Source organism: Kordia aestuariivivens (assembly GCF_014397005.1).
GTDB classification, from domain to species: Bacteria; Bacteroidota; Bacteroidia; order Flavobacteriales; family Flavobacteriaceae; genus Kordia; species Kordia aestuariivivens.
Window position 1 is genome coordinate 1 of the sequence record NZ_JACGWS010000014.1, and the last position, 17,004, is coordinate 17,004.

Here is a 17,004-nt window from a genome sequence, read left to right on the forward strand (position 1 = left end):
TTGGAGGTAAAAGACTTAACTGATCTTGACAATAGGTCTTAAAAATAACTTTTCTGCTCATTCTTAAAGTTAAGAATTACTTCAAAAAATTGCAAAAAAAAAGACTGCCTTTTCAGACAGCCTCTTTCTATGAACGCTGAGCGTTTTGTGTTTTATGCTTCTGCAATAACTTCGAATGGGAAATCAACAATCACATCTCTGTGTAGTCTAATTTTCGCTTCGTACTTACCAGTTCTTTTTACACTTCCACCAATCACCTTTATGAATTTTCTTTCAATAGTGTGACCCGCTTTTTCAAGTGCTTCTACTAAGTTGATATTGCTTACAGAACCGAAAAGTTTTGTTCCGCCTCCTGTTTTTGCAGTTATCTTAATTTCTAAGTCTAATAATGCTTTCGCAATTTTACTAGCCTCATCAACTAATTTTTGTTCTTTATATGCTTTTTGTTTCAAGTTTTCTGCTAAAACTTTTTTAGCTGAACTTGTTGCCATTGCTGCAAATCCTTGAGGAATTAAATAGTTTCTTCCATAACCGTTTTTCACAGTTACAACGTCATCTTTAAATCCTAAATTCTCAACATCTTGTCTTAAAATAAGTTCCATATCGTCTCTATTTTATTTTAACATATCGCCAACATATGGCATTAATGCTAAGTGACGCGCTCTTTTCACAGCTACAGACACTTTTCGTTGATATTTTAATGAAGTTCCTGTTAAACGACGTGGTAACAATTTACCTTGTTCGTTTACAAATTTGATTAGAAAATCTGGATCTTTGTAATCGATATACTTAATACCAGACTTCTTGAAACGACAATATTTCTTTGCCTTTGTTGTTTCGATGTTTAAAGGAGTTAAATACCTGATTTCTCCTTCTTTCTTTCCTTTTGCTTGTTGTTCTATTGACGACATAATTTCTTAAGATTTAGCGGTTTTTTTGTTTCTTCTTCTCTCTGCCCAAGAAATTGCATGTTTGTCTAACCTTACAGTTAAATAACGCATAATGCGCTCGTCACGTCTAAACTCTAACTCATAAGGAGTAATTACTTCTCCTGGCGCTTGGAATTCGAATAAGTGATAGAAACCACTTTTTTTGTGCTGAATTGGATATGCTAACTTCTTTAGCCCCCAATTTTCTTTTGAAATCATTTTTCCACCTCTAGAAACAACGAAATCTTCAAATTTCTCTACTGTTTCCTTTATCTGAGTTTCAGACAAAACGGGATTTAAAATGAAAACAGTTTCATAATGATTCATATATACTATTTTTAGTTAAATTGGGCGCAAATATAGTGTTTATTTATTTTAAACCAAATAATTAATAATCTTCTTTTCCGTTTAAATGCATAATAAATACGCTAAATTGTTGTGTCTTTGATTTATTTTTTATAACATTGCATGTACCCAAATTTGATAAAATCGCTTTTTGAATATGAAGCTTAACTGTATTATTGTAGATGATTCTTCTATACAGCGAATGGCTGTTGCGAAGTTGACGCTAAACCATCCATCTTTAAACCTAATTGCCGAGTATAGCAATGCTATTGAGGCTAAGAATGGATTAAAGACGAATAACGTTGATTTAATCTTTTTGGATATAGAAATGCCCGTTTTAAATGGATTTGACTTGCTTGAGTCACTAAAAAATCCACCACAAGTCATTATGGTTACTGGAAAAACTGAATATGCTTTTAAGGCATTTAGTTATGATGTGACAGACTTTTTACACAAACCTTTAACGAAAGATCGCTTTGACAAAGCTATTGCGCGTGCCCTTGAGAAATCAAATTATGGCGCAAAAAGCATGGAAGATGATGATCATATTTTTGTGAAAAGTAATTTAAAGAAGCGTAAAGTAATCTTAAGCACAATCAAATGGATTGAAGCGTTAGGTGATTACGTGAAGTTAGTTACTGACGATAGCAACATCGTGGTTTTATCTACAATGAAAGCATTTGAAAAGCAATTACCAGAGAATAAATTTTTAAGAATTCACAAATCCTACATCGTGAATTTGGATAAAGTAGATCGTTTTAACAGTAAAAATGTTGAAATTTCTGGACAATTGATTCCACTTAGTAGAAATAAGAAAGTAGAACTTTCTGAAGCGCTTTCTAATATTTAGTCTTCGACTACACTTATATTTATTTCCAGTTTACATTAAAATCACTCAAGAGTGACACTTTGTATTGTATTTTGAAAAATTGAGAACCTCAATACTAATTACTCACTTCTCAATACTAACTTAAACCGTATCCACGTCAATTATAATTCGCACACTTCTGTATGCTGAAATAGACAAAAAGCTCGCTTTTACGCGCTCAATAACGTCTTTTGTTTTTCCTAACGATTGTTGTTTCGGTATTTTTAATAAGATATTTTTCAAGTATAAGTTTCGAATTCTCGCTATGGCTGGAAATTCTGGTCCCAATACATTATCTCCAAAACTATTGCGAAGCGATTTTGCAAACCAAGCCGCACTTTCATTGACACGATTGTATTCTTTGTGCTTAAGTGTAATTTTGATCAATCTGTAAAATGGCGGATAGTGAAATTGTCGTCGATCATTGAGTTGATCGGTAAACATTGCTTCATAATTCCCTACAGAAACCTGCTGTAATATTTGATGATACGGATTGTACGTTTGCACAATAACTTTTCCTCGTTTTTTAGTTCTTCCGGCGCGACCGGCAACTTGCTGAATGAGCTGAAAACTACGTTCATGCGCTCTAAAATCAGGAAAGTTCAGCATACTATCCGCATTCATGATTCCGACTAAATTCACGTTTCTAAAATCCAATCCTTTTGTCAACATTTGCGTTCCTACCAAGACTTGAATTTCTTGTTGCTCAAATGATGAAATGATTTTTTGATAGCCATATTTTCCGCGCGTTGTATCCAAATCCATGCGCCCTACTTTCACATTGGGTATTAATTCGAGCAACTCCTCTTCTACTTGTTGCGTTCCAAAACCTTTGGAATCCAATTCATGACTGCCGCATGCAAAACATTGTTGCTGCATCGCAATGTGATGACTGCAATAATGACAACGCAATTGATTTTTATAATGATGAAATGTCAAACTCACATCGCAATTTGGACATTGTGGCGATTCTCCACAGGTTTTACATTCAATAATGGGCGCATACCCACGTCTATTTTGAAATAGAATGACTTGTTCGCCATTGTCTAATGTTTCTTGAATTTCTTCCAATAAACGATCAGAAAAATGACCTTTCATACGCTTTTTACGATGCTTCTCTTTGATGTCAACTAATTCCATTTCTGGCAACAGAACATCGCCGTAACGCCTTGTAATCGTTGCTAAAGTGTATTTATTGACCTTTGTATTGTAATAACTTTCTACGCTTGGCGTTGCCGAACCTAATACTATTTTTCCTTGATGCAATTTTGCCAATACAATGGCTGCGTCGCGTGCGTGATAGCGTGGCGCTGGATCAAATTGTTTGAAAGACGTTTCGTGTTCTTCATCGACAATAATTAACCCTAAGTTTGAAAATGGCAAAAATAAAGACGAACGCGCGCCTAATACAATTTGTGCTTTTGGTTTGTTTTCCAATACATTGTTCCAAACCTCAACACGTTCATGAATGGAATATTTAGAATGATAGATGGCAACTTTTTCGCCAAAATAGTATTGTAATCGATCAATGAGTTGCGCAGTTAGTGCAATTTCTGGCAACAGATATAACACCTGTTTTCCAGTTGCTATAATTTCTTCAATGAGTTTTACATAGACTTCCGTTTTCCCCGAAGATGTAATTCCGTATAACAAGCAAACATCTTGCGTTTCAAAAGCCGTTTTGATGGTTCTGTAGGCTTCTTGCTGATATTCATTGAGCTTTTTGGAAGCTGAAACTTCATCGCCGTTGTATGTAATTCTATCAGTTTGAATGTAATATTCATCCAAAATTTCTTTGTCAATTAATGCTTTAATAACAGCTGAACTCGCTTTGCTTTGTTCACTTAATTCCTTGACTGTGATTGTTTTTTTTGCCGTCGCTGAGAGTGAGAATAAACTCAGAATGACTTCACGCTGTTTTTTGGCTCTGCTTAATGTTTCAAGTAATTCCTGTAAACTTTCTTCACTTGTATAATTCGCGTGAAGCTTTACGTAGCGAACTAATTTTGGCTTGTATTGCTCGTAAATTTCTTCGTATACCTGAATGACTTCTTTTTCGATCAATCGTGTTAAAACGGGCAACACATTTTTCTTTCCGAGAATGTTACTGATTTCTTGAATTTTCAATAGTGATTGATGCTGCAATGCTTCAAAAATTAAAAATTCATCATCTTTTAAGGTACTTTCATCAATTTCACTATTCTCACGTCTGGAAATAATTGTTTCACTTTCTAATAAAAAAGCACTCGGAATTGCAGAACGAAATACTTCGCCCAAACTCGACATATAATAACTCGCAATCCATTCCCAATGTTTCAACTGTTGTTTGGAAACAATAGGTTGTTCATCCAGAATTTGCTGAATGTCTTTGGCTTCATACGCTTCTGGCGCTTCTTGATGAATTTTATAGACTAATGCTGTGTAGACCTTACTTTTTCCAAACGGAACAGCCACACGCATTCCTTGTTGTAGAAAGCGTGCTTCAGCTTCCGTGATACTATAGGTAAATAGTCGCTGAAGCGGAATTGGTAATATGACATCGATGAAATAAGTCATGAGTTCAAAGGTACTGAGTTTGGACAAGAAGATGAATTATTCTTTCGCCATTTTGTAAAGGTCAGAAGCATTTACTTTTTTTTCAGTTCCATCAGGATATTGAATGAAGTATGCATATTTTCTCTTTATCACTTTGAAGTCTTGTAATGGAAATACTTTTATATATGTTACTGCTTTTTCTTTTTTTGTTAATATCCGCATTCCCCATACACCAATTTTTCCACGATTTTCAATGATAAAACCTGCATCTTTTCCTTTTTGCAACGCGTAAAACATTAAAGATTCGTCTGCTTCAATATGATCGTATTCAATAGCTAAAGCGATTGTTCCGTTAGCATTATACAACCCGTATTTATCTTTTTTACGAACAATTATTTTTTGATTGTGATATAAGCCATCTATTAATAATCCGGGTGGAGTTAGACCATTCATAGGTCCTTTAGTATCTTTTCTATTACTTCCGTAAGTATTTGCAGTGACATCAACCTCAATAGGCACATTAATTTCATCATATTCTATAGGAAGCAAGAAACTACCATCTGATTTTACGATTCCCCATTTGTAGTTGCCTCTTTTTTTCTTTGCCACCAACATCATTGGCTTTTCTCCTCGCAGTAAATACGGTTTTCCAATGCTGTCAAATTTTGCAGGAATAACATCATTATCTAATACCAATCCATATTTTTTTCTTTGCTTGTAAATGATGTAGTTTTCACTAAAATGACGTTCTATATCATTTTCATGAGATTTTGTTCTGTGATATTCATATCCATAATTATAACTTACAAATTGAACGTTTTTAGTATTCTTTACAGGAATAATCTCGATTGTTTTCTCCGCCTTTTTCGTTTTGTTTTTTATGGAAACATAGTGTATTTCGTTTCCATTTTGAATAAACTCATAATGAAATGCATTGAATGAAGATGGAAGCCTTTTAGATTTCTTTTTCTTGTCACTAGAATTATATCTAGAATCTCCTTCAATTTCTTGTTGAGTTTCTACCTCTTCACCTTCTAGGACTTCATGTATTATTTGCCCAATTGAAAGATTCGCGTAAGCAAAACAGAGAAACAACATTAGTATTTTTTTAATAATTCCCATAATTCAAAGGTAGGTACTTTCCATAAAAAAACCACTTTTAAGCAAAGTGGTTTCTGATTTTGTATAAATATATTTAGAATCGATAACCGATACGTAAATGCAAATTAATGGCAACTTCGTGTTCATCAAATAGAATTACACCGTCTGGCTCAAAAAAACGTATATATCCAACACCAATACCTGTTTCGTAATTGAAATGTTTTCCAATACTACGTCGAATTCCCCAAGTAGGAACGATAGAAATATCACTAATAAATCGATACGTATTTTTATCTCTGTTGGAAATGACAAACAAATCTGGATGATAGGTAGTCTTAATGGAGAAAAAGTTTCCGCTGTTTCCATCAGTTCGTCTTGATTTTGATTGACGCTTATCTAAGTTGTAATACCAACGCGGTTCTAGAGTAATAGCTGGAATTAACGAAAATCCATTCAGGTTGCTATTATCACTTATAAAGATTCCTGCATCCAATCCTACTTCTGTTCGTAATGCAAATTGATTGGATAGTTTGGCTTCGTTATGCGCCCAAATTCCAAATAAACCTGTTTGTACACCAAAGATTGATTTTTCAACACTAGCGTCTTGTGCGGTGGAGATAAAGGTAATTCCGCAACAAAGTACGGTTAGCATGATTTTTTTCATTGATTGTGGTTTTGATTTATTATGAGACACTATGCACCAAAAATCATTCCTTTTTCATTTTTTGTGTAGAATTAAGTCAAAAATACGGCACAAACAAACCGCTTCAGAAGAAACGGTTTTTGAGTTATGTGTAATTGATATTAGTCAACGCGATACCAATTTTGTGTTCGGTATAAAAACGCTATGTATCCACGCACATATAGTTTATCTTGATTCGCTTCATCAAGCCAAAGTTTGCATTTGTATTCTTTTCCCTTTTCAGGATCTAAAATTTTGCCACCTCTGTATTCATCATCATCTTTTTCAAGACCATTAATGATGAGCATTCCTAATACTGGCTTATCTTTTCGATCATCGCTACATTTTTCACAAACACCATCACGTTTATCTGGATTTAAAATACCCACTACTTTACCATAAATTTTGCCACTTTCCTCGTAGATTTCTACAATGGATTTTGCTTCGCCTGTTTCGTCGTCAATAGTTTTCCATTTTCCGATAATACTCTGCGCAAAGCCAACTTGAAGACTTAGCAATAGTACTGTAAGATATACGTACGTTGTTTTTTTCATGTTTTTTATTCGCGAATTAGCTTCCTAACATTCCTTTTTTAAGCTTTTTGTCAGCTGGTTTGTCAGATAACCAAATTCCGAAAAGTGCTTTTTTGAACTCTAATCCTGTAATGGTTCCTTTTTTTGTTCCGTTTTTGTACACAACGACACCAGTTCCTTTGATGTATGCAATATCGAAAATATCACCATCATTGATTTCGTCACTAAAGAATCCCTTAAATTTTTCTATTTCAGTAGCAATTGGTGCTGTGTTTCCACCTGTTGCATTTTCAAAACCATCGTTTACAGCATTGATCATTTTACTACTTGAAATCATTCGAGAAGTAATGTGTAATTTTATTGCCATAGATTCATCTGCAGACATGATATCTTTCGCATCACTTGACTTTTCCATTAAGTACAATCCACCTGAATATAGCTTGAACCATGCTTTCTTACGAACACCTGCTCCATTGTATACTAGTTTTTGACTTTCAAAAGTAACCGTTTCTGGAAGTGTAGCTGCTCCTATTTCAATTTGTGCATGTGAAACACTCATACCTACGATTAAAAAAGCGATGAACGCATAAATTGTCTTTTTCATTTTTATTGGGTTTATTTATATTTTTTTCGACGTGTAATATACTATTTTTTATTATGCAAACATAATATCTATGACTGCTGCTTTTTATTTTTTAGCATGTTTAAAGAAGCATTTAATTCAAACCCTAAGAGTAATATATTCGAATTCAACCAGATATACATCATTAGGATTAATAATGCTCCAATAGAGCCATATAGTTCGTTGTATTGAGAAAAGTTAGCAATGTATATTCCAAATAGGTATGACGTTAATACAATCAATACCGTAGTAAGCAATACGCCTGGCGAAAAGAATTTTGCTTTTCGTGCTTGATGTGTTCCAAAGTAATATAGAATGGCCGTTCCTAAATATACCATGAAGACTAAAAACGAAAATTTTGCAATGGTAACTCCTAGTTCATCACCACTTTCAACACGAAAACCTGTTGTTTTCCCTGCAAATTCACTCAAATAAGGTATGTACAATTCTACATATCCCAATACGGCAATGGTAAAAATCAATAACAATGCCAAAAGTATACCGACACTTAATGCGTACAGATATTGCTTGAAGAAGTTTCGCTTTGTTTGTATGTAATAAGAGTTTTCAAACCCAGCAAAAATGGCACTTACACCGTTTGCCATTAGAAATATAGAAAGCAAAAATGTAGTCGATAACAATCCGCTACGCTTATTTTTTACAATATCAACAATGATTTCATTTAAGAAGTTACCGGATTCATTCGGTAGAAATGAAGTAATTGTTTCTATAAAATTTGCTTGAAAGTTTTCAATAGGAATAAACGGCAGTAGGTTTAAAAAAAATAATAAGGTTGGAAATATTGCCATAAAGAAACTAAACGCAACCGCGCCAGCACGAGAAGTCAATGCGCCGTTGATGATTCCGACAATATACATTTCCAATAAATCATAGACAGACAAACCTTCAAGTCCAGGAAGTTTTACCTTCTTGAGCAAGGCTACTAAGATGTTTAGTAGTGGAATTTTAGCTAGTTTATCTTCGATGTCTTTAGACATTATTCGACGGCTTTTAAGCTTAAATCTAAGTTATATACAGAATGTGTCAATGCACCTGACGAAATGTAATTTACACCACAAAGTGCGTAATCGCGAATGGTTTTTTCGTTAATTCCACCCGATGATTCCGTCAAACATTGATCGCCAATCATAGCAACTGCTTTTCGCGTATCTTCATAATTAAAGTTATCAATCAGTATTCTATACACACCTTTTGTTTGCAGTATTTCTTCAATTTCTTTTAAATCACGTGCCTCCACAATGATTTTTAAATCGAGATTATTTTCTTTTAGATATGTTTTTGTTTGCGTAATTGCTTGCGTAATTCCACCACAGAAATCTATATGATTATCTTTTAACATCACCATATCATACAATGCAAAACGGTGATTGACACCACCTCCAATTTTTACCGCCCATTTTTCCAACGCTCTAATTCCGGGTGTTGTTTTTCGAGTGTCTAATATTTTGGTTTCGGTTCCTTCCAGCAATTGTACAAACATATTTGTTTTCGTTGCAATCGCGCTCATTCGTTGCATTGCGTTCAATACTAAACGTTCAGCTTTTAGGATGGATTGCGATTTTCCTGTTACATAAAACGCAATGTCGCCATATTTTACAGTGCTTCCATCTTCGATTAAGGTTTCAACGCTCATTTCAGGATCTACATAGTTGAACACCATTTTGGCAAATTCAATTCCGGCAATAATTCCTTCATCTTTCACTAATAGTTTCGCCTTTCCCATTGCTGTATTTGGAATACACGCCAACGAACTGTGATCGCCGTCGCCGACATCTTCACGGATAGCATTTGAAATTATTAATTCTAATTCTTTTTGAAATTGCGTTTCTGAAATCATTTTTTCGTGTGAAATTAGTATTTATACCAAAATTGCAAAGTTTAAACTGCATATCAAAATTGTAACGCATAATTATTGGAAAATAAAAAAGCACCACCTGAAAAGATGGTGCTCTTGAGTTAAAAAAAATAGAATCATTACTATTTTTCATGTATTACATGAAAAATAGTACTAGCACAACATCGATGTTGCATCACAACCAATCAAAAAGGTTAGGTCAGGACAACTTATCAATGTTTCTGGAATGGTACAATTATAGCTTATCAGGCATCTAGAACCAGTAACTCCTCCATTAATTTCTTCTGTGTTGAAATTAGAAATTGTGTGTTTCTTGAGTTTTAACGATTTTAAATTTTGTTTTTTCATTTTTAATTGAGTTTTAATTGTTAATAACTTGAGTGTAGGTAAAACGTTCTTTTTGAATCGTTTTTTAAATACGATTCGTCACAATTGCAATTGATTTTTGTACGTTTTCGAATGTTTTACGCTGTTACTAAAGTATCGCAAAAGCACTGTTATTATTACATTTTCAGCATACTAAGGGATGAATGAAGCCAAAAGAGTTACGAATGGAAATACGCCATTTTTGTCAATTTTTGTAACTGTGATGACCGCAAATAGAAACGTGATGAATATAGTGTGATGGATTCTTGAAAATTCTCTTATTTTTGCCAAATGAATATAAAAGTGCTCGCTATTGGACGAACGGACGATAAACAGTTGCAACAACTGATTGATCAGTATGTGAAACGTTTGTCGCATTATGTAAAGTTTGATTTGGAAGTGATTCCCGATTTGAAAAACACTAAAAACCTCAGCGAAGCACAACAAAAAGAAAAAGAAGGCGAACTCATTCTTAAAAAACTGTCGCCAACGGACGTTTTAGTTTTATTAGATGAAAATGGAAAACAGTTCACTTCCATTGATTTTTCAAGCTATTTACAAAAGCGCATGAATGCTGGTATTAAGACATTGGTATTTGTGATTGGCGGACCTTACGGTTTTTCCGAGACCGTTTACGCGAAAGCGCAGGGAAAAATATCGGTATCCAAAATGACTTTTTCACACCAAATGGTTCGTTTGTTTGTCGTAGAACAAATTTATAGAGCCTTCACTATTTTACGAAATGAACCGTATCATCATCGATAAAAAATATACTCCATGAAACTCGTATTCGCCACCAACAACGCCAATAAAGTCAAAGAAGTTCAGTCTTTATTGCCTAGTCATATTACTATTTTAAGTTTGAAAGATATCGGCTGTGAAGAAGACATTCCAGAAACGCAACCAACGATTGAAGGAAACGCAATTCAAAAAGCACAATACATAAAAGAACACTACGGTTACGATTGTTTTGCGGATGACACAGGATTGGAAGTAAACGCATTGAATGGCGAGCCTGGCGTTTTCTCGGCGCGTTATGCGGGCGAACAGCGAAATGCCGACGATAATATGAACAAGTTACTGAATGAACTTCAAGATAAAAATGATCGTTCTGCACATTTTAAAACCGTTGTCGCTTTAATTTTAAATGGACAACAACATACGTTTGAAGGAATTTGCAAAGGAAGCATTATCAACGAAAAAATAGGCGATCAAGGTTTTGGCTACGATCCTATTTTTATGGCAAACGGATTTGAAGAAACATTTGCACAAATTTCATTAGCAGAAAAAAATTGTGTGGGACATCGCGGAAAAGCGGTACAAAAGTTGATTGATTTTTTGAATACAAACAACTAATCAAACTATATGAAAATTCGATTTTTACTTTGTGTGCTAGTACTTTCTTTAGCTTCTTGCACAAAAACCATTACCGAAACTGTTATTGAAAAGGAAATAATATACCTTCAAACCATTGATGATAACTTAACAGAAGTAACTATTCCAGAATTAAACATAGAAAAGCATCAATTTAAAATAGAAAAGGTAGATTCACTAATAACTTATCAAAGACCAAAAAATTACAACAAAGCTATTTACAATACTTTTCAAAAAAAATATAAGTTTGATGATACTTTTGAAGGGAAATTTGTGTTGCTAGATTCTGGTGCTACTCTTACAAAAAGTGCAACTATGACACATCGAAGATTTTCTTTTTTTGACAAGTATTCTAGAGACACTTATATTGTAAAAAAATTCACTAAAACATATAAAAACCTCAATTTTGAAGGATATTCAGGGATTAAACATATCTTTCAGGTATTTAATAAACCTAATTACAAAAAATCAAATAAACCTCTATATAAAGTTAAAGCATACGGAAGTCACCTACAACTCTACGACCGAGAAGGTTATTTTGTTTGCTCTCAGTATGGTTGTTGTATGAGTTCTAATACCTATGAATTATTTGATTTACAAGGCAACTATATTCTATCATCAAATGACAATATTAAGTCTGTAAAAACAGAGAAAAACTATTATTATATTGGAATATTAAAAAATGAAATTCCTGATATACCAGTACTTTTCATCAAAGAAGCTTCTGGAAGTACAAAATACATAAGTTTCTTAAATATTAATTTTGATAATATTTTTGAAGAACATTTCTATCTCAAATTTAAAAATCAAAAATCTCCATTTATTCCCGTAGAATCGCAAACATTATCTGAATTTGAAATTGAAAACCTTGACGATCTCGAACTTTGGTTTCCATTTAATAAAAAAGACACCCTAAAAATTCCATTCAAAAATGAAAAAGCATTCGGCGTTGACTATCCACAAATCAAAATTTCACTTTCAGAAAAATAGTAATAAATTGATTTTCAGTAAAATACACTGACTGTTTTTTATATTTTAATTTATTATGCTTACATAATACAATCTAAAAATAAAACACTACCTTTGCCGCTTGAAATCCCAGAGCGGGATGAAGTTATGCAGCGTCAAGGTATTTTTATTTAAGGTCGTGCGCTCCATGTAACTTCTCAACACAGCAAGAAGCTGTACGAACCTTTTTAAGATTACAATATGACAAAATTTGAAGAATTAGGTCTTCAAGACTCGCTTTTGCGTGCAATTCAGGATATGGGCTTTGAAACCCCAAGTGAAGTACAAGAAAAAGCAATTCCATTATTACTTACCGAAGACGTTGATGTAGTAGCATTAGCACAAACAGGAACTGGTAAAACAGCCGCATTTGGTTTTCCGTTAATTCAAAAAATTGATGCGAATAGCAGAACAACACAAGGATTAATCCTTTCTCCTACACGTGAATTGTGTTTGCAAATTACCAACGAATTAAAAAACTACTCTAAATACGAAAACATTAATGTTGTTGCTATTTATGGTGGTGCAAGTATTACCGATCAAGCAAAACAAGTAAAGAAAGGTGCACAAATAGTTGTGGCAACACCAGGACGTATGCAAGATATGATCAACCGTCGTTTGGTTGATATTTCTAAAATTGAATACTGTATTTTAGATGAAGCTGATGAAATGTTAAACATGGGATTCTATGAAGACATTACAGCCATTTTATCGCACACACCAGATGAAAAAAATACATGGTTATTCTCGGCTACCATGCCAAGAGAAGTAACTGCAATTGCTAAGAAATTTATGCATTCTCCAAAAGAAATTACGGTTGGATCGCGTAATTCTGGAACAGATACGGTAAGTCACGAATATTACACAGTAGGTGGTAGAGATCGTTATTTAGCATTAAAACGTTTGTCAGATGCAAACCCAGATATATTTTCAGTAGTTTTCTGTAGAACAAAACGTGATACACAAGCAGTAGCTGAAAAGTTAATTGAAGATGGTTATAATGCAGCAGCGATTCATGGTGACTTAAGCCAGAATCAACGTGATTTAGTGATGAAATCATTCCGATCACGTCAAATACAAATGTTAGTAGCAACAGATGTTGCTGCGCGTGGTATTGATGTAGACGATATTACACACGTAATTAACTATCAACTTCCTGACGAAGTAGAAACGTATACGCACCGAAGTGGTCGTACAGGTAGAGCAGGAAAATCAGGAGTTTCGATTGTGATTGTAACAAAAAGTGAAATGCGTAAGATAAAAGCTATCGAACGTAAAATTCAACAAAAATTTGAACAAAAAACAATTCCATCTGGAATGGAAATTTGTCAAATTCAATTGTTTCACTTGGCAAACAAAATTCACAATACGGAAGTAAACGAAGAAGTAGAAAAGTTTTTACCTTCTATCAGTGAAATTTTTGAAGATACTTCTAAAGAAGAATTAATTAAAAGAATGGTTTCTGTTGAATTTAACAGATTCTACAATTACTATAAAAAATCAAAAGATCTCAACCAAAAAGGCGGTTCTGATTCGTATGCAGATTCTGGTTCTGACAATCACTATTCAAGAAGTGGCGGAAACTCTAACAGCACACGTTATTTCATCAATGTTGGTGAAAAAGACGGATATGACTGGATGCGTTTAAAAGATTTCTTAAAAGAAACTTTAGATTTAGGTCGTGATGATGTTTACAAAGTAGATGTTAAAGAAAGTTTCTCTTTCTTCAACACAGATGTTGAGAAAAAAGAACAAGTTTTAACACACTTCACAGACTTTAAAGTTGACGGACGTTTTGTAAATGTTGAAGAATCAACTACTGGCGGCGGTGGCGGTGGTGGAAACCGAAGACGCTCAGGTGGCGGAGGCGGTGGATACCGTAAACGTTCTGGCGGCGGAGATAGCGGTGGCGGAGATCGCAGAAGAAGAGATAGTTCATCATCTTCTTCATCGGATGGTGGAAGAAGAAGAAGAAGCAGCGGCGGTGATAGCGGTGGCGGATTCAGAGGAAGATCAAGAAGAAAATAATAATACCATAAGTGTTAATATTAAGTAAAAAGTGCGCCATGGCGCACTTTTTTTAGTTTTGTTTAGTATTTTTACAGGAGAATTAGTCAAATCGGCTGATTTTAAAAATTGCATACATGAAAAAGCTTTCGTTCCTTATCCTTTTAGTATTCACCATAACTTCACTTACTGCGCAAACTGATAAAAAATTGTATGCAAAAGTTGTGAACGATTCGGATGATACTCCAATGCCAAATGTACACGTCGTAAATTTGACCACAATTAAAGGTGTTATTACAAATGAAAAAGGAGAATTTGAATTAACAGCAAAAGCCGACGATATCATATTCTTTTCTTTTTTAGGATTCAAATCAATCAAGGTTCGCGTAACGAATGACATGTTAAAGTACAAAGGTTCTTCTACAATCCGATTGACGGAATTAGCCTATGCACTTGAAAAAGTTGTTTTAACACCTTATAAACTCACAGGGTATTTAGATATTGACGCTAAAAACGTTCCTCTTCGTCCAAACTATCGTTACCGTATTGCGGGACTTTCTACAGGATATGAAGCTGGACAAAATGCTCCTGGTGCAATTTCTAGCGTATTAGGTGCCATTTTCAATCCTGCTGATTTCTTGCAAAAAGTTTTTGGTAAGAAGCCAAAACAAATGCGGAAACTGCGTCAGATGAAGGAAGATGATGAGATTAGAAATTTATTAGCTTCAAAATTTGACCGTCAAATGCTTCGTGAGTTGCTTCAAGTTGAACGTGTAGATATTGACGAAATTCTTTCTTTATGTAATTACTCTAAAACGTTCATTACAACTGCAAATGATTTACAAATTTTAGATGCAATTAACGATTGTTACGAAGAATATAAAATATTGAGCAGAGAAAAGAAGAAGTAAACCTTCACTCCTATTTTTTGTAAAATCTATAATTTTACTACATTTTTTTGCCAATTTTTTATGTAAACAGATCGTTTTTGTAAAAAGTTATAACAACTCAATCGTTGTCGTAACTATTTTTTAATCGATTGTCGGTTTCATGGTATGAAAATATCATCGTATCGTTTATATTGCAATTGTTTTTATTCAATTAATACATAAAACATGAAGCAATTATCACTACTCTTTTTAGGATTTCTATTTATTTTTGGATGCAAATCAAAACCTTCTGAAGTTGCCAAAACAACTACCGAAGTACAACCTTTTGTCTGGGAAGCTGCAAACGTATATTTTATGTTGACAGATCGTTTTCACAATGGAAATAAAGAAAATGACATCAATTACGATCGAACAAAAGAACCTGCAAAACTCAGAGGTTTTATGGGCGGTGATATGGCTGGAATTACACAAAAAATAAAAGATGGCTATTTTGACGATTTAGGCATCAACGCAATTTGGTTTTCGCCTGTATTAGAGCAAATTCACGATAGTACTAATGAAGGAACAGGAAATACGTATGCGTTTCACGGCTATTGGACAAAAGATTGGACAAACTTTGATGCCAATTTTGGAACTGCCGCAGATTTTAAAGCATTAATAGATACAGCACACGAACACGGAATTAGAATCCTGATGGACGTTGTAATGAATCATACAGGTCCTGTAACAGAAAAAGATCCTGTTTGGGATGATAATTGGGTGCGTACTGGACCAAACTGTTCGTATCAAAATTATGCCACTGCCGTAGATTGTACACTTGTTAAAAACCTTCCAGATGTATTGACAAATAGTAATGAAACTGTGACATTACCTGCTCCACTAGTTGCAAAATGGAAAGCAGAAGGTCGTTACGAACAAGAGATGAAAGAGTTGGATGCGTTTTTCACTTCAACTGGTTTAGAAAAAAGTCCAAAGAATTACATCATAAAATGGTTGACAGATTACGTTCGCGAATATGGTGTGGATGGTTTTAGAGTTGACACGGTAAAACATGTGGAAGAAGACGCTTGGAATACATTAAACGAACAAGCACAACTAGCGTTTACCGAATGGAAAGAAACGTATCCGGAATCAGTTTTAGATGATCACAATTTCTTTATGTTGGGCGAATTGTACGGTTACGGAATAGATTCAAAACGCTTTTATGATTTTGGCGACAAGAAAGTAGATTATTACGCAAATGGGTTTGATAATTTAATCAATTTTCAATTCAAATATGATGCAAGAGGAGATTACGAAAGTATTTTTTCTAAGTATGACGGAATTCTTCACAATGATTTAAAAGGGAAAAGCGTGATGAATTACATCAGTTCACACGATGATGGCGATCCGTTTGATAAAGCACGAAACAAAACCTACGAATCAGCCACCAAATTATTATTAACGCCAGGAATTTCGCAAGTATATTACGGTGACGAAACCAAGCGTTCATTAATCATTGAAGGAACTGAAGGCGATGCAACATTGCGTTCTTTTATGAATTGGGAGATGATGAATGATGCAGCAACCAAAGATTTATTAGCACATTGGCAAAAACTAGGAACTTTTAGAAAAGCACATCCTGCAATTGGCGCTGGAAAACATACAATGCTTTCCAACAGTCCGTACGTATTCGCTAGAAGCTATAAAAATGACAAAGTTGTTGTTGGATTAGATTTGGCAAAAGGAAGCAAGGAAATTACTGTGGGAACTCAATTTGAAAATGGCATCACTGTAACGGATCATTACTCTGGGAAAACAGCAGAAGTAAAAGATGGAAAAGTGACGATTGATTCTGAGTTTTCGATTGTATTGCTACACCAATAGTT

At 34.2% G+C, this 17,004-nt stretch carries 18 protein-coding genes; 7 read left to right on the forward strand and 11 right to left on the reverse strand.

Going from position 1 to position 17,004, the window contains the following annotated elements:
- Positions 1-152: 152 nt before the first annotated feature.
- Genes rplI through rpsF form a run of 3 tightly spaced genes read right to left on the reverse strand, consistent with a single transcriptional unit; the run spans position 153 to position 1,256 of the window.
- A complete protein-coding gene (gene rplI, locus H2O64_RS19165; protein ID WP_187563845.1) occupies positions 153-602 on the reverse strand; it encodes a 50S ribosomal protein L9 in 450 nt (149 codons plus the stop codon).
- A gap of 12 nt (positions 603-614) precedes the next feature.
- The gene (rpsR, locus tag H2O64_RS19170) at positions 615-914 is read right to left on the reverse strand and encodes a 30S ribosomal protein S18 (RefSeq protein ID WP_187563951.1); all 300 of its coding nucleotides are present in this window, start codon (positions 912-914) and stop codon (positions 615-617) included.
- A 3-nt stretch (positions 915-917) separates the two neighbouring features.
- Positions 918-1,256 (reverse strand): 30S ribosomal protein S6, encoded by a 339-nt coding sequence (gene rpsF, locus H2O64_RS19175; RefSeq protein WP_187563846.1) that lies wholly within the window; start codon positions 1,254-1,256, stop codon positions 918-920.
- Between the two features lie 175 nt (positions 1,257-1,431).
- Here rpsF and H2O64_RS19180 point away from each other — a divergent pair, with 175 nt between their 5' ends.
- Positions 1,432-2,124: a LytR/AlgR family response regulator transcription factor gene (locus H2O64_RS19180; protein ID WP_187563847.1), complete on the forward strand. Its 693-nt coding sequence runs from the start codon at positions 1,432-1,434 to the stop codon at positions 2,122-2,124.
- A 120-nt stretch (positions 2,125-2,244) separates the two neighbouring features.
- On the opposite strand, the gene priA is transcribed toward H2O64_RS19180, so the two are convergent.
- From priA to H2O64_RS19220, 8 genes are all read right to left on the reverse strand, one after another.
- The gene (gene priA / locus H2O64_RS19185; RefSeq protein WP_187563848.1) at positions 2,245-4,698 is read right to left on the reverse strand and encodes a replication restart helicase PriA; all 2,454 of its coding nucleotides are present in this window, start codon (positions 4,696-4,698) and stop codon (positions 2,245-2,247) included.
- 36 nt (positions 4,699-4,734) lie between these two features.
- Entirely contained in the window at positions 4,735-5,775 is a 1,041-nt protein-coding gene (locus H2O64_RS19190) for a WG repeat-containing protein (protein WP_187563849.1), read from the reverse strand.
- A gap of 97 nt (positions 5,776-5,872) precedes the next feature.
- On the reverse strand, positions 5,873-6,442 hold the full coding sequence (locus H2O64_RS19195) for a hypothetical protein (RefSeq protein WP_187563850.1): 570 nt from the start codon (positions 6,440-6,442) through the stop codon (positions 5,873-5,875).
- A gap of 140 nt (positions 6,443-6,582) precedes the next feature.
- On the reverse strand, positions 6,583-7,014 hold the full coding sequence (locus H2O64_RS19200; RefSeq protein ID WP_187563851.1) for a DUF2147 domain-containing protein: 432 nt from the start codon (positions 7,012-7,014) through the stop codon (positions 6,583-6,585).
- A 16-nt stretch (positions 7,015-7,030) separates the two neighbouring features.
- Positions 7,031-7,597: a chalcone isomerase family protein gene (locus H2O64_RS19205; protein ID WP_187563852.1), complete on the reverse strand. Its 567-nt coding sequence runs from the start codon at positions 7,595-7,597 to the stop codon at positions 7,031-7,033.
- Positions 7,598-7,665: 68 nt separating this feature from the next.
- Positions 7,666-8,613, reverse strand: coding sequence for a YihY/virulence factor BrkB family protein (locus tag H2O64_RS19210; protein WP_187563853.1), 948 nt, complete (start codon positions 8,611-8,613; stop codon positions 7,666-7,668).
- Positions 8,613-9,473, reverse strand: coding sequence for a carboxylating nicotinate-nucleotide diphosphorylase (gene nadC / locus H2O64_RS19215; RefSeq protein WP_187563854.1), 861 nt, complete (start codon positions 9,471-9,473; stop codon positions 8,613-8,615). The genes H2O64_RS19210 and nadC overlap by 1 nt, the downstream gene beginning before the upstream one ends.
- Before the next feature lie 171 nt (positions 9,474-9,644).
- Positions 9,645-9,839: a hypothetical protein gene (locus H2O64_RS19220; protein ID WP_187563855.1), complete on the reverse strand. Its 195-nt coding sequence runs from the start codon at positions 9,837-9,839 to the stop codon at positions 9,645-9,647.
- A gap of 309 nt (positions 9,840-10,148) precedes the next feature.
- On the opposite strand from H2O64_RS19220, the gene rlmH reads away from it, so the two are divergent.
- The 6 genes from rlmH to H2O64_RS19250 all read left to right on the forward strand — a co-directional run bounded on the left by rlmH (position 10,149) and on the right by H2O64_RS19250 (position 17,002).
- Positions 10,149-10,622 carry a 23S rRNA (pseudouridine(1915)-N(3))-methyltransferase RlmH gene (gene rlmH / locus H2O64_RS19225; RefSeq protein ID WP_187563856.1) on the forward strand — a complete coding sequence of 158 codons (474 nt, stop codon included), beginning with the start codon at positions 10,149-10,151 and terminating at the stop codon, positions 10,620-10,622.
- A gap of 12 nt (positions 10,623-10,634) precedes the next feature.
- The gene (locus H2O64_RS19230) at positions 10,635-11,213 is read left to right on the forward strand and encodes a non-canonical purine NTP diphosphatase (RefSeq protein ID WP_187563857.1); all 579 of its coding nucleotides are present in this window, start codon (positions 10,635-10,637) and stop codon (positions 11,211-11,213) included.
- Between the two features lie 9 nt (positions 11,214-11,222).
- Positions 11,223-12,221, forward strand: coding sequence for a hypothetical protein (locus H2O64_RS19235; protein WP_187563858.1), 999 nt, complete (start codon positions 11,223-11,225; stop codon positions 12,219-12,221).
- Between the two features lie 219 nt (positions 12,222-12,440).
- Entirely contained in the window at positions 12,441-14,267 is a 1,827-nt protein-coding gene (locus tag H2O64_RS19240; protein ID WP_187563859.1) for a DEAD/DEAH box helicase, read from the forward strand.
- A gap of 116 nt (positions 14,268-14,383) precedes the next feature.
- Entirely contained in the window at positions 14,384-15,157 is a 774-nt protein-coding gene (locus H2O64_RS19245) for a carboxypeptidase-like regulatory domain-containing protein (protein ID WP_187563860.1), read from the forward strand.
- Between the two features lie 204 nt (positions 15,158-15,361).
- On the forward strand, positions 15,362-17,002 hold the full coding sequence (locus H2O64_RS19250; protein ID WP_187563861.1) for an alpha-amylase family glycosyl hydrolase: 1,641 nt from the start codon (positions 15,362-15,364) through the stop codon (positions 17,000-17,002).
- Positions 17,003-17,004: the final 2 nt, after the last annotated feature.

Bases quoted from the DNA above. Each gene is read 5' to 3' on its own strand.
- rplI (WP_187563845.1), bottom strand. From the start codon at position 602: ATGGAACTTATTTTAAGACAAGATGTTGAGAATTTAGGATTTAAAGAT.
- rpsF (WP_187563846.1), bottom strand. From the start codon at position 1,256: ATGAATCATTATGAAACTGTTTTCATTTTAAATCCCGTTTTGTCTGAA.
- H2O64_RS19180 (WP_187563847.1), top strand. From the start codon at position 1,432: ATGAAGCTTAACTGTATTATTGTAGATGATTCTTCTATACAGCGAATG.
- priA (WP_187563848.1), bottom strand. From the start codon at position 4,698: ATGACTTATTTCATCGATGTCATATTACCAATTCCGCTTCAGCGACTA.
- H2O64_RS19190 (WP_187563849.1), bottom strand. From the start codon at position 5,775: ATGTTGTTTCTCTGTTTTGCTTACGCGAATCTTTCAATTGGGCAAATA.
- H2O64_RS19195 (WP_187563850.1), bottom strand. From the start codon at position 6,442: ATGAAAAAAATCATGCTAACCGTACTTTGTTGCGGAATTACCTTTATC.
- H2O64_RS19200 (WP_187563851.1), bottom strand. From the start codon at position 7,014: ATGAAAAAAACAACGTACGTATATCTTACAGTACTATTGCTAAGTCTT.
- H2O64_RS19205 (WP_187563852.1), bottom strand. From the start codon at position 7,597: ATGAAAAAGACAATTTATGCGTTCATCGCTTTTTTAATCGTAGGTATG.
- H2O64_RS19210 (WP_187563853.1), bottom strand. From the start codon at position 8,613: ATGTCTAAAGACATCGAAGATAAACTAGCTAAAATTCCACTACTAAAC.
- nadC (WP_187563854.1), bottom strand. From the start codon at position 9,473: ATGATTTCAGAAACGCAATTTCAAAAAGAATTAGAATTAATAATTTCA.
- H2O64_RS19220 (WP_187563855.1), bottom strand. From the start codon at position 9,839: ATGAAAAAACAAAATTTAAAATCGTTAAAACTCAAGAAACACACAATT.
- rlmH (WP_187563856.1), top strand. From the start codon at position 10,149: ATGAATATAAAAGTGCTCGCTATTGGACGAACGGACGATAAACAGTTG.
- H2O64_RS19230 (WP_187563857.1), top strand. From the start codon at position 10,635: ATGAAACTCGTATTCGCCACCAACAACGCCAATAAAGTCAAAGAAGTT.
- H2O64_RS19235 (WP_187563858.1), top strand. From the start codon at position 11,223: ATGAAAATTCGATTTTTACTTTGTGTGCTAGTACTTTCTTTAGCTTCT.
- H2O64_RS19240 (WP_187563859.1), top strand. From the start codon at position 12,441: ATGACAAAATTTGAAGAATTAGGTCTTCAAGACTCGCTTTTGCGTGCA.
- H2O64_RS19245 (WP_187563860.1), top strand. From the start codon at position 14,384: ATGAAAAAGCTTTCGTTCCTTATCCTTTTAGTATTCACCATAACTTCA.
- H2O64_RS19250 (WP_187563861.1), top strand. From the start codon at position 15,362: ATGAAGCAATTATCACTACTCTTTTTAGGATTTCTATTTATTTTTGGA.